The organism is Hymenobacter guriensis (assembly GCF_015773195.1).
Taxonomy (GTDB): domain Bacteria; phylum Bacteroidota; class Bacteroidia; order Cytophagales; family Hymenobacteraceae; genus Hymenobacter; species Hymenobacter guriensis.
On record NZ_JADWYK010000004.1, the window covers coordinates 151,565 to 173,122 of the forward strand.

24 protein-coding genes are annotated in these 21,558 nt (G+C 60.7%); 17 read left to right on the plus strand and 7 right to left on the minus strand.

Going from position 1 to position 21,558, the window contains the following annotated elements; translation table 11 throughout:
• The first annotated feature begins 125 nt into the window (after positions 1-125).
• The 3 genes from cdd to I5L79_RS23255 all read left to right on the plus strand — a co-directional run bounded on the left by cdd (position 126) and on the right by I5L79_RS23255 (position 1,634).
• Positions 126-620 carry a cytidine deaminase gene (cdd, locus tag I5L79_RS08645; RefSeq protein ID WP_196954637.1) on the plus strand — a complete coding sequence of 165 codons (495 nt, stop codon included), beginning with the start codon at positions 126-128 and terminating at the stop codon, positions 618-620.
• A 352-nt stretch (positions 621-972) separates the two neighbouring features.
• Positions 973-1,239 carry a hypothetical protein gene (locus I5L79_RS23250; RefSeq protein WP_231402995.1) on the plus strand — a complete coding sequence of 89 codons (267 nt, stop codon included), beginning with the start codon at positions 973-975 and terminating at the stop codon, positions 1,237-1,239.
• 17 nt (positions 1,240-1,256) lie between these two features.
• Entirely contained in the window at positions 1,257-1,634 is a 378-nt protein-coding gene (locus I5L79_RS23255) for an alpha/beta hydrolase (protein ID WP_317191370.1), read from the plus strand.
• Positions 1,635-1,715: 81 nt separating this feature from the next.
• Here I5L79_RS23255 and I5L79_RS08655 read toward each other — a convergent pair whose 3' ends face one another.
• The 4 genes from I5L79_RS08655 to I5L79_RS08670 all read right to left on the minus strand — a co-directional run bounded on the left by I5L79_RS08655 (position 1,716) and on the right by I5L79_RS08670 (position 6,530).
• Complete coding sequence (locus tag I5L79_RS08655) at positions 1,716-2,465, minus strand: SDR family NAD(P)-dependent oxidoreductase (RefSeq protein ID WP_196954638.1); 750 nt, start codon at positions 2,463-2,465, stop codon at positions 1,716-1,718.
• A gap of 92 nt (positions 2,466-2,557) precedes the next feature.
• On the minus strand, positions 2,558-3,337 hold the full coding sequence (gene porT / locus I5L79_RS08660) for a type IX secretion/gliding motility protein PorT/SprT (RefSeq protein WP_196954639.1): 780 nt from the start codon (positions 3,335-3,337) through the stop codon (positions 2,558-2,560).
• Positions 3,286-4,014, minus strand: a complete 729-nt coding sequence (gene ubiE, locus I5L79_RS08665) for a bifunctional demethylmenaquinone methyltransferase/2-methoxy-6-polyprenyl-1,4-benzoquinol methylase UbiE (RefSeq protein WP_196954640.1) — start codon at positions 4,012-4,014, stop codon at positions 3,286-3,288. Before ubiE ends, porT begins: the two co-directional genes overlap by 52 nt.
• 125 nt (positions 4,015-4,139) lie before the next feature.
• The gene (locus I5L79_RS08670) at positions 4,140-6,530 is read right to left on the minus strand and encodes an OmpA family protein (protein WP_196954641.1); all 2,391 of its coding nucleotides are present in this window, start codon (positions 6,528-6,530) and stop codon (positions 4,140-4,142) included.
• 427 nt (positions 6,531-6,957) lie between these two features.
• On the opposite strand from I5L79_RS08670, the gene yihA reads away from it, so the two are divergent.
• The 3 genes from yihA to I5L79_RS08685 all read left to right on the plus strand — a co-directional run bounded on the left by yihA (position 6,958) and on the right by I5L79_RS08685 (position 8,654).
• The gene (gene yihA, locus I5L79_RS08675) at positions 6,958-7,575 is read left to right on the plus strand and encodes a ribosome biogenesis GTP-binding protein YihA/YsxC (RefSeq protein WP_196954642.1); all 618 of its coding nucleotides are present in this window, start codon (positions 6,958-6,960) and stop codon (positions 7,573-7,575) included.
• A gap of 79 nt (positions 7,576-7,654) precedes the next feature.
• Positions 7,655-8,095 (plus strand): energy transducer TonB, encoded by a 441-nt coding sequence (locus I5L79_RS08680; protein ID WP_196954643.1) that lies wholly within the window; start codon positions 7,655-7,657, stop codon positions 8,093-8,095.
• 28 nt (positions 8,096-8,123) lie between these two features.
• Positions 8,124-8,654: a DUF5606 family protein gene (locus I5L79_RS08685; protein WP_196954644.1), complete on the plus strand. Its 531-nt coding sequence runs from the start codon at positions 8,124-8,126 to the stop codon at positions 8,652-8,654.
• Between the two features lie 75 nt (positions 8,655-8,729).
• Here the strand turns inward: I5L79_RS08685 and fbp are convergent, their stop codons facing one another.
• Positions 8,730-9,755 carry a class 1 fructose-bisphosphatase gene (fbp, locus tag I5L79_RS08690; protein ID WP_196954645.1) on the minus strand — a complete coding sequence of 342 codons (1,026 nt, stop codon included), beginning with the start codon at positions 9,753-9,755 and terminating at the stop codon, positions 8,730-8,732.
• Between the two features lie 147 nt (positions 9,756-9,902).
• On the opposite strand from fbp, the gene I5L79_RS08695 reads away from it, so the two are divergent.
• The 7 genes from I5L79_RS08695 to rsgA all read left to right on the plus strand — a co-directional run bounded on the left by I5L79_RS08695 (position 9,903) and on the right by rsgA (position 16,379).
• Entirely contained in the window at positions 9,903-11,168 is a 1,266-nt protein-coding gene (locus I5L79_RS08695) for an aspartate kinase (protein ID WP_196954646.1), read from the plus strand.
• Positions 11,169-11,313: 145 nt separating this feature from the next.
• Complete coding sequence (locus I5L79_RS08700) at positions 11,314-12,099, plus strand: enoyl-CoA hydratase-related protein (RefSeq protein ID WP_196954647.1); 786 nt, start codon at positions 11,314-11,316, stop codon at positions 12,097-12,099.
• 135 nt (positions 12,100-12,234) lie between these two features.
• A complete protein-coding gene (locus tag I5L79_RS08705) occupies positions 12,235-12,705 on the plus strand; it encodes a Fur family transcriptional regulator (protein ID WP_196954648.1) in 471 nt (156 codons plus the stop codon).
• Positions 12,706-12,818: 113 nt separating this feature from the next.
• The gene (locus I5L79_RS08710; protein ID WP_196954649.1) at positions 12,819-13,457 is read left to right on the plus strand and encodes a peroxiredoxin; all 639 of its coding nucleotides are present in this window, start codon (positions 12,819-12,821) and stop codon (positions 13,455-13,457) included.
• A gap of 160 nt (positions 13,458-13,617) precedes the next feature.
• Positions 13,618-14,106 carry a GNAT family N-acetyltransferase gene (locus I5L79_RS08715; protein ID WP_196954650.1) on the plus strand — a complete coding sequence of 163 codons (489 nt, stop codon included), beginning with the start codon at positions 13,618-13,620 and terminating at the stop codon, positions 14,104-14,106.
• Between the two features lie 3 nt (positions 14,107-14,109).
• Positions 14,110-15,351 (plus strand): 3-deoxy-D-manno-octulosonic acid transferase, encoded by a 1,242-nt coding sequence (locus I5L79_RS08720; RefSeq protein WP_196954651.1) that lies wholly within the window; start codon positions 14,110-14,112, stop codon positions 15,349-15,351.
• Between the two features lie 101 nt (positions 15,352-15,452).
• Positions 15,453-16,379 carry a ribosome small subunit-dependent GTPase A gene (gene rsgA / locus I5L79_RS08725; protein ID WP_196954652.1) on the plus strand — a complete coding sequence of 309 codons (927 nt, stop codon included), beginning with the start codon at positions 15,453-15,455 and terminating at the stop codon, positions 16,377-16,379.
• Between the two features lie 97 nt (positions 16,380-16,476).
• On the opposite strand, the gene I5L79_RS08730 is transcribed toward rsgA, so the two are convergent.
• Positions 16,477-17,097: a fasciclin domain-containing protein gene (locus I5L79_RS08730; RefSeq protein WP_196954653.1), complete on the minus strand. Its 621-nt coding sequence runs from the start codon at positions 17,095-17,097 to the stop codon at positions 16,477-16,479.
• Positions 17,098-17,283: 186 nt separating this feature from the next.
• Between I5L79_RS08730 and I5L79_RS08735 the strand changes: the two genes are divergently transcribed.
• The 4 genes from I5L79_RS08735 to I5L79_RS08750 all read left to right on the plus strand — a co-directional run bounded on the left by I5L79_RS08735 (position 17,284) and on the right by I5L79_RS08750 (position 20,532).
• Positions 17,284-17,742, plus strand: a complete 459-nt coding sequence (locus I5L79_RS08735; protein ID WP_196954654.1) for a peptidylprolyl isomerase — start codon at positions 17,284-17,286, stop codon at positions 17,740-17,742.
• 352 nt (positions 17,743-18,094) lie between these two features.
• Positions 18,095-19,162, plus strand: a complete 1,068-nt coding sequence (locus tag I5L79_RS08740; protein ID WP_196954655.1) for a sensor histidine kinase — start codon at positions 18,095-18,097, stop codon at positions 19,160-19,162.
• Complete coding sequence (locus tag I5L79_RS08745) at positions 19,140-19,877, plus strand: LytR/AlgR family response regulator transcription factor (RefSeq protein WP_196954656.1); 738 nt, start codon at positions 19,140-19,142, stop codon at positions 19,875-19,877. Before I5L79_RS08740 ends, I5L79_RS08745 begins: the two co-directional genes overlap by 23 nt.
• Positions 19,878-20,058: 181 nt before the next feature.
• Entirely contained in the window at positions 20,059-20,532 is a 474-nt protein-coding gene (locus tag I5L79_RS08750; protein WP_196954657.1) for a transposase, read from the plus strand.
• 302 nt (positions 20,533-20,834) lie between these two features.
• Here the strand turns inward: I5L79_RS08750 and I5L79_RS08760 are convergent, their stop codons facing one another.
• Positions 20,835-21,257, minus strand: a complete 423-nt coding sequence (locus I5L79_RS08760; protein WP_196954659.1) for a hypothetical protein — start codon at positions 21,255-21,257, stop codon at positions 20,835-20,837.
• Between the last annotated feature and the right edge of the window lie 301 nt (positions 21,258-21,558).

The window sequence follows — 21,558 nt, forward strand, 5'->3', positions numbered from 1 at the left end:
CCCCGTCAGGCGGCCAAAGTATTTCAGGAAGTCAGGCCGCAAAAACCCGGAAATGTTGTACATTCACCGCCCCTTCTTGCGCCGGGGCCGCGGTTTGGCCTTGGTAAGTTTATCTTTTGCTGCCAATGGCTTACCTGCATACGCTCACTATTTCGGTTGAGGTGCTGACCTCCGAAGCCGAACTTTCGCCCGCCGAGTCTGCCGTTTGGCAGGCCGCCCGCGCCGCCACCGACCACGCGTATGCCCCCTACTCCCACTTCCACGTGGGCGCGGCCCTGCTGCTCGATGATGGCACCATCTTTCGGGGCACCAACCAGGAAAACGCGGCTTTCCCGTCCGGCCTCTGCGCCGAGCGCACGGCCCTGTTTGGGTTGGCCGCCAGTCAGCCCACGCGCCGCATCCGGGGTATGGCCGTGGCCGCCCGCCCCGCCGCCGGCAGCTTCGTGCCGGTTTCTTCCTGCGGGGCTTGCCGCCAGGTAATGGCCGAGTACGAGCACCGCCAGGGCGAGGCCATTCCGCTGCTGCTGCCCGGTCCCCATGGCACTATCCACCGTTTCCAGCGCCTCAGTGACCTGCTGCCTTTCGGCTTCACCGCCGACGACCTGCCCGCCCGCCCCTGACGCCCCCGGCCGGTTGCTCCTGGAAGGAACAAACGACAGGCTTGCTGGTGCGGCCTTGGTCCTCGGAGGACTACCCGAGGGCTTCCGAAGTACAATGATGGTCCTCCGAGGACCAACGAAGAGCTTCTAACGTACAACGATGGTCCTCGGAGGACCATCCGACGTCCTCGAGTGACCAAAGGAGAGCTTCCGAAGTGCAACGATGATCCTCCGAGGAGGAACGGACGTCCTTCGAGGACATCTGGTTGTCCCCAGAGGACCATCCGGGTGCTGCCGCAGTTTACCGCTACGGTTGGCCCAAACGGGTTTGGGGATTGAATCGAACGTGCTCATTATTTCACCACCTCACCGCATGTCCGCTGCCCGGGAGCATCATCTTGCCGTATCGCGCACGGCCCGCTACTTTCAGGCGGGCGAGTTGGGGCCGCATACCCGGCAACTGTGGGTGGTGTGCCATGGCTACGGGCAGCTGGCGCAGTACTTTATCCGCCACTTCACCGCCCTCACCGACGCCAACCCGGCTTTGGTAGTGGTGGCGCCGGAGGGCCTCTCCCGCTTCTACCTGCAGGGCACCAGCGGCCGGGGAGGCGCTACCTGGATACGCGCGAAGACCGGCTAACGGAAATTGAGGATTACGTGGCTTACCTCAATCAGCTCACGGAAAGCCTGCTGGCGCAGGTGTCGGCCGATGTGCGCGTCACGGTGCTGGGGTTTTCCCAGGGTTCCGCCACGGTGGGGCGCTGGCTGGTCCAGGCCCGGTTCCGGCCGGCCCGGCTGGTACTCTGGGCCGGCGCCTTTCCGCCCGATGTCGACTTCTCCGTGGCCTCGTACCTGGCGCGGCGCGTGCCTATCACGTTGGTGTGCGGCACCCACGACCAATACATTTCCGAAGCGGACTTTGCCGCCCAACAGGATTTCCTGCACGGTCTGGGCTGCACACCTACCGTGTTGCGCTTCGATGGCGGCCACGAGCTGAATGCCAACGTGCTGCGCCAGCTCCACGCCGAAGCCTAGTCTCTTCCCCATTACGCCGTAGGGTGGGGGCAAGTCCCGCTCCCTACTGTTTTTTTGCGCTATTCCTTCTTCAACTAACCGTTAGCCCTCGCGGCGGAAGTGCATGGTGGAAGCCTGGGCGGCCGGCAGCAAAAGCACCTCGGCAATGTTCACGTGGGGCGGGCGCGTTACCATAAACCCGATTACGTCGGCCACATCCTCGGCCGTTAGCGGCTGAAAGCCCTTATACACGGCGGCGGCGCGCTCTTCGTCGCCCTTGAAGCGCACCTGCGCAAACTCCGTTTGCACGGCGCCGGGGTTTACCTCGGCTACCCGAACGCCGTGGGGCAGCAAGTCCAGCCGCATCGACTTGCTGAGCATGGCCACGGCTGCTTTGGACGCGCAGTACACATTCCCGTTGGGGTAGGCTTCGTGCCCGGCAATGGAGCCGATGTTGATAACGTGCCCCCGCTGGCGCTGCGTCATGCCCGGCAGCACGGCCCGGCTCACGTAGAGCAGGCCTTTCACGTTGCCATCCAGCATGGCATCCCAGTCGGCCACGCTACCTTCCTGGATGGGCCCGAGGCCGTGGGCATTGCCGGCATTGTTGATGAGCACGTCGATATCGGCAAACTCCGTCGGCAGACCGGCCAGGGCCGCTTCCGTAGCGGCCTGGTCGCGCACATCAAAAACCAGCAGGTGCGTGGGCGTAGAAGCCAGCTGCCGGGCCACTTCCTCCAGCCGCTCCCGGCGGCGGCCCGTCAGGATCAGCGAAAACCCGGCTTTCGCCAGTACCACAGCCGTAGCGCGGCCAATTCCCGAAGAAGCTCCCGTAATCAGGGCAATAGGCATAGTTGAATCGTTTTCTGGTTAGATGGCTGAATGGTTGAATGATTTTCGGGCCGCTTGGTTTCGATTACCTATTTAACTATTCAGCCATCCCACTATTCAAAATTCAGGTAGAGCGTGACGGCGTTGGTGCGCAGGCGCTGCAGGTTGCGGCTGTACACATCGGAGTTATTCTGCAGCACGTTGGGCAGGCCGTGGGAAAAGCGCAGTTCGGGGGCAAACTTGAAGAACGGGTAAAACAAATCCATGCCCACACCATATTCCAGGGAGTAATCGGTGCCGGCGGTGCGCAATACGCTGGTTTCGGGGTCCTGGCGGCGGTTGGTGACGCTCACACTGGCCTTGGCCCCGGCAATGAGGTACATGCGTGAGTTGCGGCGCCGCTCCGAGTGAAACTTGAGCAGCAACGGAAACTCCAGCACCGTGCCCCCTACTTCCTGCGTTTTGATGGAATCGGCCGGGGAGTAGGAAAGCGGCTTGTACTCAATGCGGCGGTTGGAGAATTCTACCCCAGGTGTGAAACGTAAGGTAAAGAAATCCGCCAGCCGGGCATCCCCCACGAAGTTCACCCCAAAGCTCGGGCTCATAATAGCGTTGGCCGACACCTCCCGGCTCTGGGTGTAGCGCGGGGAGTGTTCCACCCGAAAGCGCGTGGCACTTACGTTCAGCTGAAAGCCCCCGTGAAACCACTTGTCATCGTAGCCCGGCAGGTTGTTCACGAACAGGGTTTTCACGTTGCCATTGCGCCCGCGCCGGGCCCGGGTAGGGCTTTGCGCCTCGGCCGCGTGGCCCGCCAGCAGGCCCAGGGCCAGCAGCAGGGCCGCTACTTGGTGGCGGTATAAATGGAGCTGATACCGAACGTGAGGGGTTGCCATGCAGTAGTCTTAAAGCCCACCTGGGCCAGAATGGTCAGAAAAGCGCTGCCGTCGGGAAAGGCCTGCACCGACTCGGGCAGGTAGGTGTAGGCGGCGCGGTCTTTGGAAATCAGCTTGCCGAACACCGGCAGAATGTGCTGAAAGTAGAAGTTGTAGGCCTGCTTCATAGGAAAGGCCGTGGGCTTGGAAAACTCCAGAATCACGAGCTTACCCCCGGGCCGCAGTACGCGCCGCATTTCGGCCAGGCCCTTCGACAGGTTTTCGAAGTTGCGCACGCCAAAGGAAGCCGTTACGGCGTCGAAGTGGTCGTCGGGAAACGGCAGGTTTTCGGAGTCGCCCAGCTCCAGTTGAATGCGGTTGCTCAGGCCTTTGGCAGCCAGCTTGCGCCGCCCCACTTCCAGCATGCCTTCTGAGATGTCCACGCCCGTAATCTGCGCATCATCCGAAGCAGCCCGCAGGGTTTCAATGGCGAAGTCGGCGGTGCCAGTGGCAATATCCAGAATGCGGGCCGGCCGCAGTTCTTTCAGCTCACTTACCGCCTTGCGCCGCCAGTAGATGTCGGTACCCGCGCTCAGAAAGTGGTTCAGAAAGTCATACTTGCCGGCGATGCTGTTGAACATCTGCGCCACCTGCGACTTCTTGCCGGCAGCATCATCTTTGTAGGGAACTACGGACATACTTCAGGGAAACAACGAAGGAAAGGGCGCCGAATTGCTCAAACTTAACGCCGTGGCCGGGATTATGTTAAAAAAAAGGGTCGGGCACACGGCCCGACCCTTTTTAGTTTCTGATGATGTGCACGTTACGGTTTCACCGTAGTCGAGTCGGCCGGCGTAGTGGTGGCCGGCGTGGTAGTGCCAGGCGTAGTGGTAGCCGGAGTCGTCAGGTTTGCCGGGGCGGCACCTTCAATCTGCAGCTTGGTTTTACCGGTTTCGTCTTTGGTCTTGGCATCGATTTCACCCTCTTTGTAGACGGTTTTCGATTCCTGACCGTTGGGGCCTTCGGTTTTCACCTTCACTTTGTCGCTATCCTCGTCTACTTTGGTTTTCACCTTGGTGCCGTCGGCCATCTTCACTTTGCTTTTGCCGGGCTGCAGCGGGGCCGCAGTGCTCCGGGTAGTGCCAGTGCTGCTTGCTCCCGTGCGGGTACCCGTGCCAGTGCCCGTAGCGCCACCGGCGCCAGTGCCAGCTCCCGTACCCGTGCCGGGGTTCAGCTTCGGCATGGTTTCACCTTCCTTCAGAATCGGGCGGAACTCCACGCGGCGGTTCAGCTGCATGTTCTCCGGCGAATCGTTCGGAGCATCAGGGCGACGCTCACCGTAGCTGGTCGTCACGAGGCGAGTTTCAGCAATACCGTTCTTCTTCAGGAAGTTGTATGCTGCGTTGGCGCGGTTCTGGCCCAGCACGATGTTGTACTCGTCCGTGTTGCGCGAGTCGCAGTGGCCTTCGATAGATAGGTTCAGGCCCGTGTTGGCTTTCAGAATACGGGTGATGTTGTTCAGCTCCTTAATCGACTCCGGCCGTAAAGCATACTTGTCGGTATCGAAGTAGATTTTCTTGAACTGATCGGGATTAGTTGTCGTCGTATCTACATACGGCACGTAGAAGTTCTTCTCGATAACCGTGGAGTCGTTGGTAACGATAGGAACGGCAAATTCCTGCGTCTCAATGCTCTTGCCGTCTTTCGACACGGCCACCTGATAGGTACGGCCCGAAAGCACGGTTACCTGGTAGTTGCCGGAATCGGGCTTGGTTACGTCGCGGTAGCTGAGAACTTCCTTCGCAGCAGTAGTCCCGCTGAACACCAGTTCTGCACCCGGAACTACCGTCACACTGTCGCGGGCCGAAAAGACCTTACCACGGATGATGACGTTCTTGATGTAGTTGATGGTGTAGATGTCCTTTTCACCGTAGCCGCCAATGCGGTACGATGACAGGTAGGCGTACGAGCCATCCGGCGACAAACGGTAGTAGCTGTCATCGTCGGGCGTGTTGATGGGGTAGCCCATGTTCTCAGCCCGGCCCCACTTGTTGCCAATCGAGTCCCACTCCGATTTGAAGATGTCGTAGCCGCCCATGGTATTGTGGCCGCGAGAGGAGAAATACATCGTCTTGCCATCCTTGCTCAGGAACGGGCTGTCGTCGTCGTACTTGGTGTTGATGGCGTTGCCAATGGTTTTGGCCTCACCCCAGTCGCCGCCCGGCTGACGGTTAGCGTAGTAGATGTCCAGCGTACCGTCCTCGGAGTATTTGCCTGTGGAGAAGTAGATGGTGCGGCCGTCGGGCGTGATGTACGCATCGGACTCGAACTGCTTCGAGTTGATGTTGTTGTTCAGCTTCTTGGGCTCCGTCCAGTCGCCGCCGGCTTTTTCGGAGTAGAAGATGTCGCCACCTTCATCCTGCCGGTACATGAGCATCTTGGTGTCGTTGTCGAACACCTGAATGGAAGCATCGTGGCCTTTGCCGTTGAGCACGCCGGACAGGGAACGGGGCTTTTCCCAGTTCTCGTCGTCTATGCGTTTGGCTTCGAAGATGTCTTCGTAGTACTCACCATCGGCAGCAATATTGCCTTTGCCTTCTTTGGCGTCGGCGGCCGAAGCATTGGCGCCGGTCACGTTTTCACCCCGGGAGGTGAAGAGCAGCAGCTTGTCGTCGTTCGAAATTACGGGGCTGTGCTCCGAGAATGGGGTGTTGATGGTGGGGCCCAGGTTCTTTACAAAGATGTCCTTGGGCGTGTTGAACTGCACCTTGGCGTTTTTGCTGTGCTGAATCAGCTGGGCCAGCTCCGCTTTGCGGGTGTCCTTCTTTTTCAGCGTGGCATTGTAGGCCTGGTAGTGAGTAATGGCCTCATCAAAGTTGTAGTTGAGGTGGTCTACCCGGCCCAGCCAGTACTCTACATCCTTGGAGACGTTCTTTTTCAGGCGCTGGGACTTGTAGATGTAGTCGCTGGCCTTTTCTTTGTCAAAGGACATGTAGGCAATACCAGCGCGGAACAGGGCTACGGCGTTATTGGGCTCTTTGGCCAGTACCTGCTCGTAGTAAGGAATAGCCGCCCGGTAATTTTCTAAGTCGAAGAACTTGTTTGCGGTCTTCAGCTGCTTACGGGTGCTTTGGGCCAGAGCTGGCTGACTTACTGCCGTAGCAAGGGCGAAGGCGCACGAAGCCGTTAATAACCTTCTGACTACGTTGTCCATTGGAGAGAAAATTTGGGGAATATGACGGAAGTTCAGGAAGAAATAACCCTGCCTCGACGGCAAGGCTGGTTTTTAAAGGTCACCCTTATACTGAAATGCCTTTTTAAGGTTAGCATCCCTGTAAAAGAATGAGGGTAAAATGCCCGAAAGCGGTGGGAAACCCGAGGAAGTACCTCAACCGCTACGGACAAAGATATACTTTTTACAATACGGTATGCCCCCTATATATTCTCTCCAAACTCCTTGATAAAAAGGTGCTTGAAGGGAAGCGGCCCCGTATTTTTCTAGTACTAATACCATATCACACAGTACAGTAATCGGTGCAAATATAGCCTGCCTTTGTAAACTACAAGAAAATCCACGAAAATATTTACTTCAGCATCCGTAGCCATTCTGTTACTTTTGCCGTCAACCGTTTTTTTTCTTTATGCTGATTCGCTCGGCCAAATTCCTAACCAGCAACACCCGCGTCGACCAATGCCCGGTACCCGACAAGCCGGAATATGCATTTATTGGTCGCTCCAACGTGGGCAAATCTTCCCTGATCAATATGCTGACGGGGCATAAGGGGTTGGCCAAGACGTCGGCCCAGCCCGGCAAGACGCAGCTGATAAATCACTTCATCATCAACGACACCTGGTACCTGGTAGACTTGCCCGGCTACGGCTACGCGAAGGTGAGCAAAACCTCTCGTACGGCCTGGGAACGAATGATTAGGTTCTACCTGCGGGAGCGGCCCAACCTTAGCTGCGTGTTCGTGCTCATCGATTCGCGCCACCCGCCGCTGGTGTCCGACCTAGAGTTTATTGAAATGCTGGGCACCATGGAAGTCCCGTTTGTGCTGGTATTTACGAAAGCCGATAAACAGTCGGCTTCACGCACCCAGCAAAATGTAGCCAGCTACACTCAAAAACTCGGCGAAACCTGGGACGAATTGCCAAGGCTGTTTATTACCTCCGCCTCCGAAAAAACCGGCCGCGACGATGTGCTGACATTTATTGAGGAAGTAAATCAACAGCTCGCACAAAACCCGGATAATGCGTAAATTTGAACAGGGTCATAAAATAGCCCGAAAATAAATTCGGGGTTCCTCTCTTGTTTCCTACCTCCCATTTTCTTCTCCCATGAAAAAATTCTATTGCGCGCTGGCCCTTGGTTTCCTGGCTACGGTGCCGGCCCTGGCGCAGCAAGGCACTCCGGCAGCTCCGGCGCCCGCCACGGCTGCTCCGGCCCCGGCGCAGGCTGGCCCGGCGGGTATTGTATCAGCCGCCAAGTACTACGAAGGCGGGGCCGAAGCCATGTATGCCTTCATCAACCAGGAGCTGAAGTATCCCATTATGGCCCGGCGCAACCGCATTCAGGGCACTTGCATCGTTTCCTTCACCCTGAATACCGACGGCACGATGTCGGGGGTGAAGCTGGTAAAGCAGGTGGGCGGGGGCTGCGGCGAGGAGGCCCTGCGCCTCGTGCGCCTGCTCAAGTTCAACAAGCCCGACTACGCCATTCTCACCAACCTGCCCATTGCGTTCAAGCTGTCGGCGCCGGGTCAGGCCGCTACTCAGTAACTTTGCGTTTCGTACCAACTGCTTTTTTATGCCCTATGATCTGAAGGAGGTAGCCGCCATCAGCGGAATGCCCGGCCTCTACCGCCTCGTGCGCCCCACCCGGGCCGGCGTTATCGTGGAAACCCTCGACGAGAAGGCGGCCCGCTCCGTGGCCTCGGCCCGCAACAAGGTGTCTTTGCTCCACGAAATTTCCATCTACACCCAGGACTACGACCAGACGGTGCCGCTGGCCGAGGTGTTTGACCGCATCCGCCAGCACTACGGGGAGAGTTTCTCGCTCACCAATAAGTCGGACGACCGGGACCTGACCTCGTTCATGGAAACCATCATCCCCGACTATGACCGCCAGCGCGTGTACATGTCGGACATCAAGAAACTGGTGACCTGGTACCGCCTCGTAAGCACAGCCCTGCCCTACGACGCTGCTGCCGCCACGCCGGATGAAGCGGCAGCCGAATCGGACGCTACCAGCGCCGAAGTGGCAGCTCCGATGGCGGAAACAAAAGAAGAAGCGACGGAAGCCAAACCCAAGGCGCGCAGCAAAAAAACGGTGGAATAACCCCGCAGTCAGCCTCCCCAAACAAAAGCGGCCCGGAAGTTTTCCGGGCCGCTTTTGTTTGGGTTTTACGTTAGGCTACTTCTGCTCGGCCAGTTCGGCATACTCTCGGGCCATGAACTCCTCGGCCTTTTCCACCAGCTCCGTGGAGCCGATAAAGAACGGGCACCGCTCGTGAAGGGTCTGGGGCTGCAGTTCCATGATGCGCTGCTGTCCGTTGCTGGCCTTGCCGCCCGCCTGCTCCACAATGAACGACAGCGCATTGCATTCGTACATGAGGCGCAGCTTGCCTTTGGCCGCACGCCGGGTAGCCGGGTACATATAAATACCGCCCTTGAGCAGGTTGCGGTGAAAGTCGGCCACCAGGGAGCCGATGTAGCGGGCCGAGTAGTTCTGTTGCTTGCAGTACGCCACGAACTCACGCACGCCCTCCGTGAAGTCGTTCGACAGCCCTTCGTTGATGGAGTAGATAGCGCCGGTCTGGGGGGAGGTGATGTGCGGGTGCGAGAGAAAGAACTCACCCAGGCTTGGCTCGTAGGTGAAGCCGTTGACACCGTTGCCGGTGGTGTACACTAGCATGGTGCTGGAGCCGTAAATCACGTAGCCGGCGGCCACCTGGTGCGTGCCGGTCTGCAGGCAGTCCTGCTCGGTGCCTTCGGTGCCGGTGGGCGACACGCGCCGGTACACGCTGAAAATGGTGCCGATGCTCACGTTCACGTCGATGTTGGAGGAGCCGTCGAGTGGGTCGATGGCTACCACGTACTTGCCTTGCACGTTGCCGGTCTGAATCATGTCCTCATCTTCTTCCGACACGATAGTGCACACCTCGCCCCCGTTGCGCAGGGCCCGGATAAAGCGGATGTTGGCAATGACGTCGAGCTTCTGCTGGTCTTCGCCCTGCACGTTGCGGTTACCGTAGGCGCCAGCAATGTCGATAAGGCCGGAGCGGTTGATTTCGCGGTTCACGATTTTGGCGGCCAGCGCAATATCGCGCAGCAGCTGCGACAGTTCCCCAGTGGCGTAGGGAAAGTCTTCCTGCTTGCGCATGATAAACCGGTCGAGGGTGGTACCGACGGGCAGCGCCAGTTTGTCGTGGAGAGTCATAGAATGCGGGGAATGATGGGTTTGGGTGGCCCCAAAAGTAGCCAATTTGCCTGACTGACCATTAACGAAAATTCGCTGGCGCCCCTTGAGCCACTTCAAATTCGGCCCGCGCTAGCCAGAAACCGGCCTTCCTCCTACCTTTGGGCCATGCACGAGCCGCATCAACTCAAGGTCTACAAGTTCGGGGGCGCTTCGGTGAAAGACGCCGCCGCCATTCGCAACCTCTGCCACATTGCGCGCGAGCACGCCGCCGGCGCCCCGCTGCTGATTGTGGTATCGGCTATGGGCAAAACCACCAACGCCCTGGAGGAGCTTTATCACCGCGCCCACTCCCACCTCGACTACGGCCCTCAGCTGCACAGCCTGCGCGCGTTTCACTACGCCGTGGCCGACGAGCTGTTTGGCCCCACCGAAGCGGCAGCCGACGAGGCGCTGCGGGCGTTGTTTCAGGAGCTGGAAGACCAACTGGGCGCCCTCGAACCCGGCGACTACGACCGGCAGTACGACCAGGTCGTGAGCTTTGGAGAGCTGCTGGCGACGCGCATCGTGAGCCGGGCCCTGGACGCGCAGTGGCTCGACTGCCGTCCCCTCGTCCGCACCGACCACCTCTGGCGCGAAGGCCGCCTCGACTGGGCCACCACGGAGCAGAACATCCGAAGCGCGGTGCCGCCGCTGTTGCCGCGCGGGCCGGTAGTCACGCAGGGTTTCCTGGGCGGAACCGGCAGCGGCCAGACCACCACGCTGGGCCGGGAGGGCTCCGACTTCACCGCCGCCATTTTTGCCCACTGCCTGCAGGCCTCATCTGTCACCATCTGGAAGGACGTGGCGGGCCTGCTGAACGCCGACCCCAAGATCTTCGACGATACAGTGCGCTACCCGGAAATCAGCTACCAGGAAACCATTGAAATGGCGTACTACGGGGCCTCCGTCATTCACCCCAAAACCATCAAGCCGCTGGCCGTCAAGCGCATTCCGCTGCTGGTAAAGTCGTTTCTGGACCCCACGGCCGAGGGCACCATCATCCACGACTGCCGCCACGACTCCCTGCCGCCGGCCTTTATCCGCAAAACGGGCCAGTGCCTGGTTTCCTTCGAGTCGAAAGATCTCACGTTTATTTCGGAGGAAAACCTGGAGGTGATTTTCGGGGCGCTGGCGCAGGTGCGGCTCAAGATTCACCTGATGCAGAACTCAGCCATCAGCTTTTCCGTCTGCACCGATTTCTCGGCTTACCGCCTCGACCGGCTCTTAGACATGCTCTACGAGCAGTTTACCATCCACTACAATACTGGCCTGGAGCTGTACACCATCAAGAACTACGACGCGGCCAGCATTCAGCGCCTCACTCAGGGCCGCGACCTGCTGCTGGAGCAGCGCACCCGCCAGACGTTCCAGTTCGTGAGCCGCGGCGCGTAGTTGCTGTAATAATAGATGAAGACCGTCATGCCGAGCGCCGCCGAGGCATCTCGCTAGCGTGGTATCTTACCATTGCAACATAAGCACGCGAGATGCCTCGGCGGCGCTCGGCATGACGGTCTCTCTCCCCATAAAACAAAAACCGATGTCTTCCACCCCGCAGTTTCTAACCGTCACGCCCGAGGCCCGGCCGCACGTGGCTCTGGTACAGCTCAACCGCCCCAAGGAGCTGAACGCCCTGCACTACGACCTGATGCAGGAAATTGCCCGGACCCTGCAGGAGCTGTGCGCCAATCCGGCCGTGCGGGTTATTGTACTTACGGGCTCGGAGCGGGTTTTCGCGGCCGGCGCCGACATCAAGTTTATGTCGGAGCGCACGGCGGTGGAGATGCTGGAAATTGATCAAATCAGCCTCTGGGAGCAGATCCGACGGACGCACAAGCCGCTTATTGCGGCCGTTTCGGGGTTTGCCCTGGGCGGCGGCTGCGAGTTGGCTATGGTGTGCGACATGATTGTGGCCTCGGAAACGGCGCAGTTCGGGCAGCCCGAAATCCGGCTGGGCATCATGCCCGGCGGGGGCGGCACCCAGCGCCTCACGCGGGCCGTGGGCAAGGCGCGGGCTATGGAAATGGTGCTTACCGGCCAACCTATTTCGGCGCCGGAAGCCCTGCGCTACGGCCTTATCAACCGGGTGGTGCCCGTGGGCCAGTACCTGGAAGAAGCCTTCCGGCTGGCGGCCGGTATAGCGCGCATGTCACCGGTGGCAGCACGACTGGCCAAGGAATCCGTGAACCGCTCGTTTGAAACGCACTTAGACGAGGGGCTGAACTTCGAGCGCAAAAACTTCTACCTCACTTTCGCCTCCGAAGACCAGAAGGAAGGCATGGCCGCGTTCCTCGAGAAACGCCCACCGGAGTTCAAGGGGCGGTAAAGGATAAACGCCCTCCATAGCAACGCCCTCTATAGCAGGAAATAGTCAGCTTGCCCTACCTGCAAGGTCAATTGGAAACAATTTTGCCTGGCGGCGGCTTATAGCCTTATCTTTGCGGAGAATCATTCTTATCTGGTGAGCCATTCTTCTGACCACATTCACGCCGCCACGGCGCTGCCTACGGCCGGGCAACTGCGCGAGCGGCTAACCCAGGCAGGCCTGCGGGCCACGCGCCAGCGCCTCGTTATTCTGGAGAGCCTGCTGGTGTTGCCGGGCCACCCCACGGCCGAGCAGGTACACCGCCGCGTAGCTGAGGCCGCGCCCTCTATTTCCCTGGGCACGGTGTACAAGGCGCTGGACTCTTTCGTGGAGGCCGGCCTCACGCGGCGCGTGGCCTCGGCCGAGGGTGCCTCCCGCCGCTACGACGCCGACTGCACCGAGCATCACCACCTGTTCTGCACCGACACCCAGGAAATCATCGACTACTGCGACCCGCAGCTGGACGAACTAATCCGCGGGTTCTTTGCCGCCAAAGGCCTGCAGAACTTCCAGCCCCACTCCTTTTCGCTGCACATTACCGGCAATAAGGTAACACGTGACAGGTGATGTGGTAACACGTTAAATGACTAGCCTCCTGCTCCTGCAACGTGTCACCTTCTCACCTGTCACCTCATTTCACCTAATTCCCCTTCACTTTTTTCACTTCATTACCCCTTCCAATGGCAGTTCTCGTAGGTAAACGCGCTCCTTCTTTCAAAGCAACCGCCGTCATCGACGGGGAATTCGAGGAGGATTTCTCCCTCGACCGGTACCTGGGCAAGAAGCACGTTATCTTCTACTTCTACCCCGCCGACTTCACGTTCGTGTGCCCCACCGAAATCATTGCGTTCCAGGACCGTCTGGCCGATTTTGAGGCCAAGGGCGTGGCCATCGTGGGTTGCTCTACCGATACGCACTTCTCCCACTTTGCCTGGTTGCAGACCCCGCGCGACAACGGCGGCATCCAGGGGGTAACGTACCCGCTGGTGGCCGATGCCTCCAAAACCATTGCCGCCAACTACGACGTGCTGGGCGGCCACTACGACTACAACGAAGCCGGCGAAATGACCTTCGTAGGCTCGCCCCTGGCCTACCGCGGCCTGTTTCTGATTGACAAAGACGGCATCGTGCGCCACCAGGTAGTAAACGACGGCCCGCTGGGCCGCAGCATCGACGAGGCGATGCGCATGGTAGATGCCCTGCAGTACTTCGAGGTGAAAGGCGAAGTTTGCCCCGCCAACTGGGAAGAAGGCAAAGAGGCCATGTCGGCTACCCGCGAAGGCGTAGCCAGCTACCTTGGCAAGCACGCTGCCCACTAATAGTGAGTTTCTAGTTGCTGGTTTGTCAAGGAATTCTGAAACCAACAACCAGAAACTAAAAACCAGCAACTGGAAACTTGAAAAAAAGCCCTGACCGTTGCGGTTGGGGCTTTTTTAGTGTGCATGCCGCACAGCCCGCGGAACCGCGTACTTTTGCGCCATGCTACTCCGCCGGGCCACGGCTGCTGATGCCGCCGGCATCGGGCAGCTGTTTTATGACACCATCACCGAAGTAAATGCCGCCGACTACTCGCCGGCGCAGGTGGCAGCGTGGCGCGGCGGCTGGCAGAACCTGGCTGGCTGGCAAGCTAAAATCCAGGCCCAGCATTTTCTGGTAGCCGAGGCCGATGGAGCCCTGGCGGGCTTTGCGTCTCTGGTTCCGGATGGCTACCTGGATTTTATGTTCGTGAGTGTGCGGCACCAGCGCCAGGGCGTGGCCCGCCTGCTCCTGCATGCGCTGCTGGCCGAGGCCGCCCAGCTGGGGCTGCAGCTGGTGTATACCGATGCCAGCCGCACGGCTCGGCCTTTTTTCGCTCATTACGGTTTTGAGGTGGAGCGGGAGCAGCACCCGGTAATACGGGGCGTGGCCCTGCTGAACTACCGCATGGTGCGCCCGGTTTTTACTCCTGAACCCGATACCGCTTCTTAGATCTTGGTTGTTCTATATTCCATAGCCCTGCATTTGTATGCGCTGCTGCTGCGGCTGGTGGCTCCGTTTGTGCCCAAGGCCGCCCAGTGGCTGGCGGGCCGGCAGGAGCTGCTGCCACGCATTCAGGCGGCACTGCGGGCGGAGAAGGCACCGCTGGCGTGGTTTCACTGCGCCTCGCTGGGCGAGTTTGAGCAGGGCCGCCCGCTCATGGAGGCCTACACCAGCCGCCACCCCGGTCACAAGCTGGTGCTTACCTTCTTCTCGCCCTCGGGCTACGAAGTGCGCAAAAACTGGCCCGGGGCTGACTACGTGTTCTACCTGCCCCTCGACACGGCCGATAACGCCCGCCTGTTTCTGGACGCGGTGCGGCCCCGGCTGGCGGTGTTTGTGAAGTACGAGTTCTGGTACCACTTCCTGCACGAGCTGCGCGAGCGGCAGATTCCGGCCATCTGCGTGTCGGCCATTTTCCGGCCCGAGCAAACGTTCTTTCAGCCCTGGGGTGGCTTTTTCCGGCGCATCCTGGGTTCTTTCACGCACATTTTCACCCAGAACGCGGCTTCCGTGGAGCTGCTGCGCAGTGCGGGCATCACCCAGGCCAGCGTGGCCGGCGACACGCGCTTTGACACCGTGGTTCGTACGGCTTCAGCCCCGCCCCGCGCCTTGCCGCTGGTAGATGCCTTCACCGACGACTGGGCACCGGTGTTCATCATCGGCAGCAGCTGGCCTGAGGATCTGCCGGCGCTCCGGCCGCTGCTGGCGCAGTACCAGGAGCAGCTGCGGTTTATCGTGGCCCCGCACGAAATCAGCGAAACCAACCTGCGGCTGGTGGAAGAAGCTCTGCCGGGCCGGGTGGTGCGCTACTCCCAGGCAACCGAAGCTACCGTGGCCGAAGCCCGCGTGCTGCTGATGGACAACGTGGGTTTGCTCAGCCAGCTGTACCGGTTCGGGCACTTTGCCTACATCGGCGGAGCGTTTGGCAAGGGGCTGCACAACACCCTGGAAGCTGCCGCGTTTGGGCTGCCGCTGTTTTTCGGGCCTACGTACCACAAGTTTCAGGAGGCACAGGACCTGGTGGAGCTGGGCGTCGCGTTTCCCATCAACACGGCGCAGGAGCTGCTTACGGCCTTCGCGCCTCTATTCCGCAGCGAAGAAGCCCGCCTAAAGGTGCAGGACCTCAGCCTCGACTACGTGCACGACCACAGCGGCGCTACCAACAAAATCATGCAATGGTTGGCGGAAAGGTGAGATGGTGACTTAGTGATTTAGTGAGTTTGCTGTTATGCTAGCGTCACCTGTCCAAATTGCCCCATTAGAACATCAAACTCACTAAGTCACCACCTCACCTTATGACTGGAACCATCGTTAAATCTACCGGCTCCTGGTACCTGGTGCGCGAAACCGGCACGGGGCAGCTGCACCGCTGCCGGCTGCGCGGCAAGTTCAAGCACAAAGGCCTGAAGGTGAGCAACCCGCTGGCGGTGGGCGACCAGGTAGACTTCACGGTGGAAGAGCAGACCGAAGGCGCAGGCGTGATTCACCATATCGAGCCGCGCCGCAACTACATCATCCGCCGCTCGGTGCACAAGACGGAGCACGCCCACATTGTGGCCGCCAACCTGGACCAGGCCCTGCTGGTGGTCACGCTGGTGTCGCCGGCTACCTCGTTTGGGTTTATCGACCGGTTTCTCGTCACGGCCGAGGCCTACCACATTCCGGTCACGCTCATCTTCAACAAGGTAGACCTCTACGATGAGGACCTGACCGAATACCAGGAGCAGATTGCCGAAATGTACCAGCGCGTGGGCTACCCCAGCCTGCGCAGCTCGGCCCACACCGGCCAGGGCATAGCCGATGTAGACGCTCTGCTCGATGGAAAAGTGTCGTTGCTCTCGGGCCACTCGGGCGTGGGCAAAAGCACGCTCATCAACGCGCTGGTACCCGACCTGGAGCTAAAAACCGCCGAAATCAGCGCGTTTTCCGACAAAGGCGTACATACCACCACTTTCGCCGAAATGCTGGAAGTACGCCCCGGCACCTACCTCATCGATACGCCCGGCATCAAGGAGCTGGGCTTGGTAGACATGAAGGCCGGCGAGCTGGCGCACTACTTCCCCGAAATGCGCGCCCTGCTCAACCAGTGCCGCTACCACAACTGCCAGCACCTGCACGAGCCCGGCTGCGCCGTGCGCGAGGCCGTAGACCAGGGCCGCATTGCCCTTCCCCGCTACGACAGCTACGTGAGCATGCAGCAAGCCGAGGACAACCGGAAGTAAGTTGAAAAGGTGACAGGTGACAGGTGACAGGGTGTACTTTCTTCCCTTCTGCCCTGTTACGTGTTACCTGTCACCTATCACCTATCACCTTTTCAACTTACTCCGCCGGGGGCAGCAGCACCTGGTCGATGACGTGGGTGATGCCGTTGCTGGATACCACGTCGGAGATGGTCACGTTGGCGTTGTTGATTTTCACCTTGCCATCCTTCACCGACACTTTGATCTTGTCGCCGCTCAGGGTGGTTAGCTGCTGCCCGTCGCGCAGGTCGGCGGCCATGATGCGGCTGGGGATGACATGGTACTTAAGCACGCCCTGGAGCTTTTCCTTGCTTTCGGGGCGCATCAGGCCGGCCATAGCACCGTAGGGCAGGTTGTTGAAGGCGGCGTTGGAGGGGGCAAAAACCGTGTAGGGGCCGGGGCCTTTGAGCGTTTCGGCCAGCCCGGCGGCCTGCACGGCCGAAACCAGCGTGGTGTGCTCCTTGGAGTTGACGGCGTTGGCTACCAGGTCCTTGTCCGGCGTCATGCGGGCGCCCCCCACTTCTACCCCTTGCGGCTTGCCCATGCGGGCCGAGTCGGTGCTCATGGCAGCGGAGTCCTGAAAAGTCATGCCTTCAGGCTCGGTGCTAGCTTCGGTGGCGGGCTGGTCGGTGCCGCAGCCGGCCAGCAGCAGGCCGGCTGCGCAGAAAGCCAGGGCCGCGCTACGCGTAATCTTGTTCATAGAAGTAAAAACGGGGGTGTAGGCAAAGAAGTAAAACGAAAAGCAGAACAGCGGCGGCGAATATACCACTGCCTTGCTGCCTACGAACCACCACGGGGCGCCGGATGTTGGCCCCGGCAAATTGGCTACCTTTGCCCCACGTGGCCGGCCCGGCTGGCCCACACTCCACCATCCAGTTCAAGCACCATGAAAACCGCCGAAATCCACACCAGCAAAGGGGTAATGAAAGTTGAGTTCTACGAGCAGGACGCCCCCAACACTGTGAAAAACTTTACCGACCTGGCCCAGAAGGGTTTCTACGACGGCCTGAAGTTCCACCGCGTAATTCCCAACTTCGTGATTCAGGGCGGCTGCCCCAACTCCCGTGATGGCGCCTCCGGCACGCCCGGCACCGGCGGCCCCGGCTACAAAATCGACTGCGAGCTGAAAGGCGGCAACCAGTACCACGACCGCGGCGTGCTGAGCATGGCCCACGCCGGCCGCAACACCGGGGGCTCCCAGTTCTTCATCGTGCATTCGCGCGACAACACGGCCCACCTCGACCGCAACCACACCTGCTTCGGCAAAGTGGTGGAAGGCCTGGACGTAATTGACCAGATCAAAGCCAACGACGAGATTCAGAAAATCGTGGTAAGCGAGTCGTAGGCTGGCTTGCCGGCAGTAGAAAAGGCCCGAACCGCTGCTGGTTCGGGCCTTTTTGCGTTCGGAGAAGACAATGGCGGGCAGGATGTTTCGCAAAAAAGTAAGCCGCAAAGCCCAGCAACGCAACGACCACCGCTAGCCGCCGCGGCGCCCCAATGCAGAGTTTCTCATTCCTGGATGCCTTGCGTTTCCGGCCCGGCGGCGCGGCCGGTAAACCCGGTAGGTTGGCCGACGAAACCGGGCCGATGGCAGAGTGTCGGCCACCGGACGCAGCTTTCGGAGCTATTTTCGTATCCTGCCCCAGGCTGGGCGCCGGAGGGCGCCCGGTTTCACTGTTTCATTTCCGCTCTGCGCTATGGCCCGGCTTATCACCAAGCAGCACCTCACGCACCTGCTCATCCACGTGGGGGTGTGGGCGGGGCTGCTGTTTCTGCCCTGGATGCTGCTGGCCTCTTCCTCCGGCCCCACCCCGCACTTCAACCTGGGGCGTACGCTGTGGCCGGCCGCCAAAATGGCGTTGCTGTTCTACGTAAACTACTGGGTACTCATTCCGAAGCTGCTGGCGCGGCGGCGGTTTGCGCCCTACTTCGCGGCCGTGGTGGGGCTGCTGTTCATTTGCACCCTGCCTATGTCGGCGCACTGGGTGGGTATTGGCAGCACCCCGCCCCCACGCCCCGGCCTCACCGTGGCCGACCAGCACCGTTTCCGGGCCGTTATTCTGCTGGTGAACGTGCTGGTGTGGCTGGTGAGCAGCGGGCTGCGCATCACGGGTGAGTGGTTTGAGAACGAGCGGCAGCGGCGCCAGATGCAGAGCGACAAGCTGGAAGCCGAGCTGGCCTTCCTGAAGTCGCAGGTGAGCCCGCACTTTCTGTTCAACACGCTCAACAACATCTACTCCCTGGCCCAGCTCAAGTCCGACGACGCACCCGAGGCCATTCTCAAACTTTCCCACCTGATGCGCTACATGCTCTACGAGGCCGACACGCCCCGCGTGGCCCTGGCCAAGGAGGTGGAGTACGTGCAGAACTACGTGGACCTGCAGCGCCTGCGCCTGGATGAGGACGTGCTCATCAGCTTCCACCAGGAGGGCCAACTGGCCGGGCGCCACATCGAGCCCATGCTGCTGATTCCGTTTGTGGAAAACGCCTTCAAGCACGGGGTGAGCTACCGCCACCCCTCGGCCATCCGCATGGAACTGCACGTATCGGATACGGAGCTGCGCTTCCGGGTGCACAACCGTCGCTTTCCGCAGGCGCCCCGCCCCGACCAGCCCCGCGACTCGGGCGTGGGCCTGCACAACGTGGAGCAGCGCCTGGCTTTGCTGTACCCCGGCCGTCACGAGCTGCGCATCGAGCCCACCGCCGACGACTTTACCATCACCCTTACCCTGATCCTGCCCCATGCTCCGCTGCCTCTTAGTTGACGATGAACCCCTGGCCCTGCGCCTGCTGGCCAGCTACGTGGAGCGCGTGCCGTTTATGCAGCTGGTGGGTTCCTGCCGCAGCGCCCTCGAAGCCCTGGAAGTACTCCAGCGCGAGCCGGTGGACGTGCTGTTTCTGGATGTGCAGATGCCCGACCTCACGGGTGTGGAGTTTGTGCGCACCCTGCGGCCCAACGCGCTGGTGGTCTTCACCACGGCCTACGAGCAGTACGCCGTGGAAGGCTTCGACCTCGATGCCGTGGACTACCTCGTAAAACCCATTGCCTTCGACCGGTTTCTGAAAGCCGCCCAGAAAGTGCAGGAGCGCCTGGCCCCCGCTGCGGCGGTAGAAGCAGCCCCGCCGCCCGCGCCGGCCCTGGTCCGGCCCGCCGATGACTTTATCTTCGTGAAGGCCGACTACCACACCCAGCGCATCAACCTGCGCGACATCCGCTACCTCGAAGGCCTCAAGGACTACGTGAAGATTCACCTGGCCGGGGCCTCCAAGCCCCTGCTCACGCTCAACTCCCTGCGGGCTTTCGAGGAGCGGCTGCCGTCCCAGGAGTTTGTGCGCGTGCACCGCTCTTTCATCGTGGCCCTGGGCTGGATAGACTCCATCCGCACCAACCGCATCTACCTGGGCGAGGCCGTCATTCCCGTCGGCGACGCCTATACCGAAGCCTTCCACCAGCGCATCGAGCAGCGGAACATGCACTGAGCCACGGCGCGGATGCCGATGCACCGTTCAAAGTAGGGGCGGGGCTTGCCCCCGCCCGCCATCCGCGCCGTCCGACCATACCCAGGCAACGCCCACCCATACGACGGGCAGGGGCAGGCCCCGCCATCCACAAATGAGTATCTTCGGATAGCCAGGCCCTGCCCCAACAATACTGCCCCCTATGGACCCACTGCCCGAACGCCGCAGCATTCGCTACGACGGCTACGATTATCGGATGGCGGGGTATTATGCGCTTACGATTTGTGCCCGTGACAAAGCCCATCTGTTCGGCAGTCTGCTCCCCGATGAGCCGTTGCAGCTATCCGAGCTGGGTGAGCTGGTAGTAGCCGAGGTAGAAGCTATACCCCGGCACCACCCCACCATCCGCCTGGATGCCTGGGTACTGATGCCCAATCATCTGCACCTGATTCTGGTACTTACCCGCAACCGGGCTGTAGGCTTAAACCAGGCCGTGGGCGCCTTCAAGTCGCGCTGCTACGGGCGCTGGCGCGCAGCCCGGCTTGCCGCGGGCCAGCCGGCGCCGCCTTCGTGCTGGCAGCGCAATTACTACGAGCGAATCATCCGCAACCCCGCCGAGCTGGATGCCCAGCGCCGCTACCTCCTCGAAAACCCCAGTCGCTGGAACAATACGTAGGGGCGGGGCTGGCCCCCGCCCGCCATCCGCGCCGTGCGGACAAGCTACATTTTGGGTACAAACCGTCACCCGTAGGGGCGGGGCTTGCGCCCGCCCGCCACCCGCGCCGTTCGAGCATACCCGGGCAATGCCACCTATCCGGCGGGCGGGGACAAGCCCCGCCCCTACCTGCCGTTCGACCATACCCGGGCAATGCCCACTCATACGACGGGCGGGGGCAAGCCCCGCCCCTACTGCCCCAAATAAAACGGCCTCCCGGCGTGGTGCGGGGAGGCCGTTTGGGTGTTGTGCCTGTGCGGGCGCTATGCCGAGAGCGTAGCGCGGTGAGCGGCTACGGCGGCTTTGGCAGCGGTGAGCACGGCTACCTGCGCGTCAATCTGGTCGGCGTCTACGTCGGAGAGGTAGGCGGATGCGCCGGTGAGGGCCTCACTGGTGAGAGCGTACCGGTCGCGCTGGGCCGTGGCGGTGATGAGAGCCAGCTGGGTGCGGGTTTTCTCGGCGGGCGTTTGGCCCGGGCGGGCCAGGTCCTCGGTATACCGCGCTACGTCGGCAGTAGCCTTGGCCAGACGGGCGGCGTTGGTGGTGGCCTGCGTCGCGGCGTTTTCGTCGGCGTAGTTCAGGTTGTAGTCACGGTGCTGGTAGGTACGCAGCTCCAGGGTCAGGCTGGCCGTTGCAGCGTCGCAGTCGGCCTGGGTTTTGAGGGTATCGGCAGTGTTAGCAGCCATAAGTAGAAATTGAAAAAAGGTAAAAAATGAGACACGCTACTTCCGGAAGGCCGGCACCAGCTTTACGGCTGGTGAGGGTGATAGAATAGAGCGGATAAGTAACCTGGAGCAACCCGGCAGCGGTGTCTTTGCCGGGCGCGGCCTCAGCGACGGATTGCGCGGGGGCCGGTCCTGGGGAATAGCACGGTCAATATAAAAATACGGGTATATAGGCGCAACCCTGCGGAGGCTATTTTTTTTCGGCGGGGGCCAGCAGGGCATCTAGGGCAGCGGCCTCGGCTTCCAGGGAAGCCAGGCGCAG

Bases quoted from the DNA above. Each gene is read 5' to 3' on its own strand.
- cdd (WP_196954637.1), top strand. From the start codon at position 126: ATGGCTTACCTGCATACGCTCACTATTTCGGTTGAGGTGCTGACCTCC.
- I5L79_RS23250 (WP_231402995.1), top strand. From the start codon at position 973: ATGTCCGCTGCCCGGGAGCATCATCTTGCCGTATCGCGCACGGCCCGC.
- I5L79_RS08655 (WP_196954638.1), bottom strand. From the start codon at position 2,465: ATGCCTATTGCCCTGATTACGGGAGCTTCTTCGGGAATTGGCCGCGCT.
- porT (WP_196954639.1), bottom strand. From the start codon at position 3,337: ATGGCAACCCCTCACGTTCGGTATCAGCTCCATTTATACCGCCACCAA.
- ubiE (WP_196954640.1), bottom strand. From the start codon at position 4,014: ATGTCCGTAGTTCCCTACAAAGATGATGCTGCCGGCAAGAAGTCGCAG.
- I5L79_RS08670 (WP_196954641.1), bottom strand. From the start codon at position 6,530: ATGGACAACGTAGTCAGAAGGTTATTAACGGCTTCGTGCGCCTTCGCC.
- yihA (WP_196954642.1), top strand. From the start codon at position 6,958: ATGCTGATTCGCTCGGCCAAATTCCTAACCAGCAACACCCGCGTCGAC.
- I5L79_RS08680 (WP_196954643.1), top strand. From the start codon at position 7,655: ATGAAAAAATTCTATTGCGCGCTGGCCCTTGGTTTCCTGGCTACGGTG.
- I5L79_RS08685 (WP_196954644.1), top strand. From the start codon at position 8,124: ATGCCCTATGATCTGAAGGAGGTAGCCGCCATCAGCGGAATGCCCGGC.
- fbp (WP_196954645.1), bottom strand. From the start codon at position 9,755: ATGACTCTCCACGACAAACTGGCGCTGCCCGTCGGTACCACCCTCGAC.
- I5L79_RS08695 (WP_196954646.1), top strand. From the start codon at position 9,903: ATGCACGAGCCGCATCAACTCAAGGTCTACAAGTTCGGGGGCGCTTCG.
- I5L79_RS08700 (WP_196954647.1), top strand. From the start codon at position 11,314: ATGTCTTCCACCCCGCAGTTTCTAACCGTCACGCCCGAGGCCCGGCCG.
- I5L79_RS08710 (WP_196954649.1), top strand. From the start codon at position 12,819: ATGGCAGTTCTCGTAGGTAAACGCGCTCCTTCTTTCAAAGCAACCGCC.
- I5L79_RS08715 (WP_196954650.1), top strand. From the start codon at position 13,618: ATGCTACTCCGCCGGGCCACGGCTGCTGATGCCGCCGGCATCGGGCAG.
- rsgA (WP_196954652.1), top strand. From the start codon at position 15,453: ATGACTGGAACCATCGTTAAATCTACCGGCTCCTGGTACCTGGTGCGC.
- I5L79_RS08730 (WP_196954653.1), bottom strand. From the start codon at position 17,097: ATGAACAAGATTACGCGTAGCGCGGCCCTGGCTTTCTGCGCAGCCGGC.
- I5L79_RS08735 (WP_196954654.1), top strand. From the start codon at position 17,284: ATGAAAACCGCCGAAATCCACACCAGCAAAGGGGTAATGAAAGTTGAG.
- I5L79_RS08740 (WP_196954655.1), top strand. From the start codon at position 18,095: ATGGCCCGGCTTATCACCAAGCAGCACCTCACGCACCTGCTCATCCAC.
- I5L79_RS08745 (WP_196954656.1), top strand. From the start codon at position 19,140: ATGCTCCGCTGCCTCTTAGTTGACGATGAACCCCTGGCCCTGCGCCTG.
- I5L79_RS08750 (WP_196954657.1), top strand. From the start codon at position 20,059: ATGGACCCACTGCCCGAACGCCGCAGCATTCGCTACGACGGCTACGAT.
- I5L79_RS08760 (WP_196954659.1), bottom strand. From the start codon at position 21,257: ATGGCTGCTAACACTGCCGATACCCTCAAAACCCAGGCCGACTGCGAC.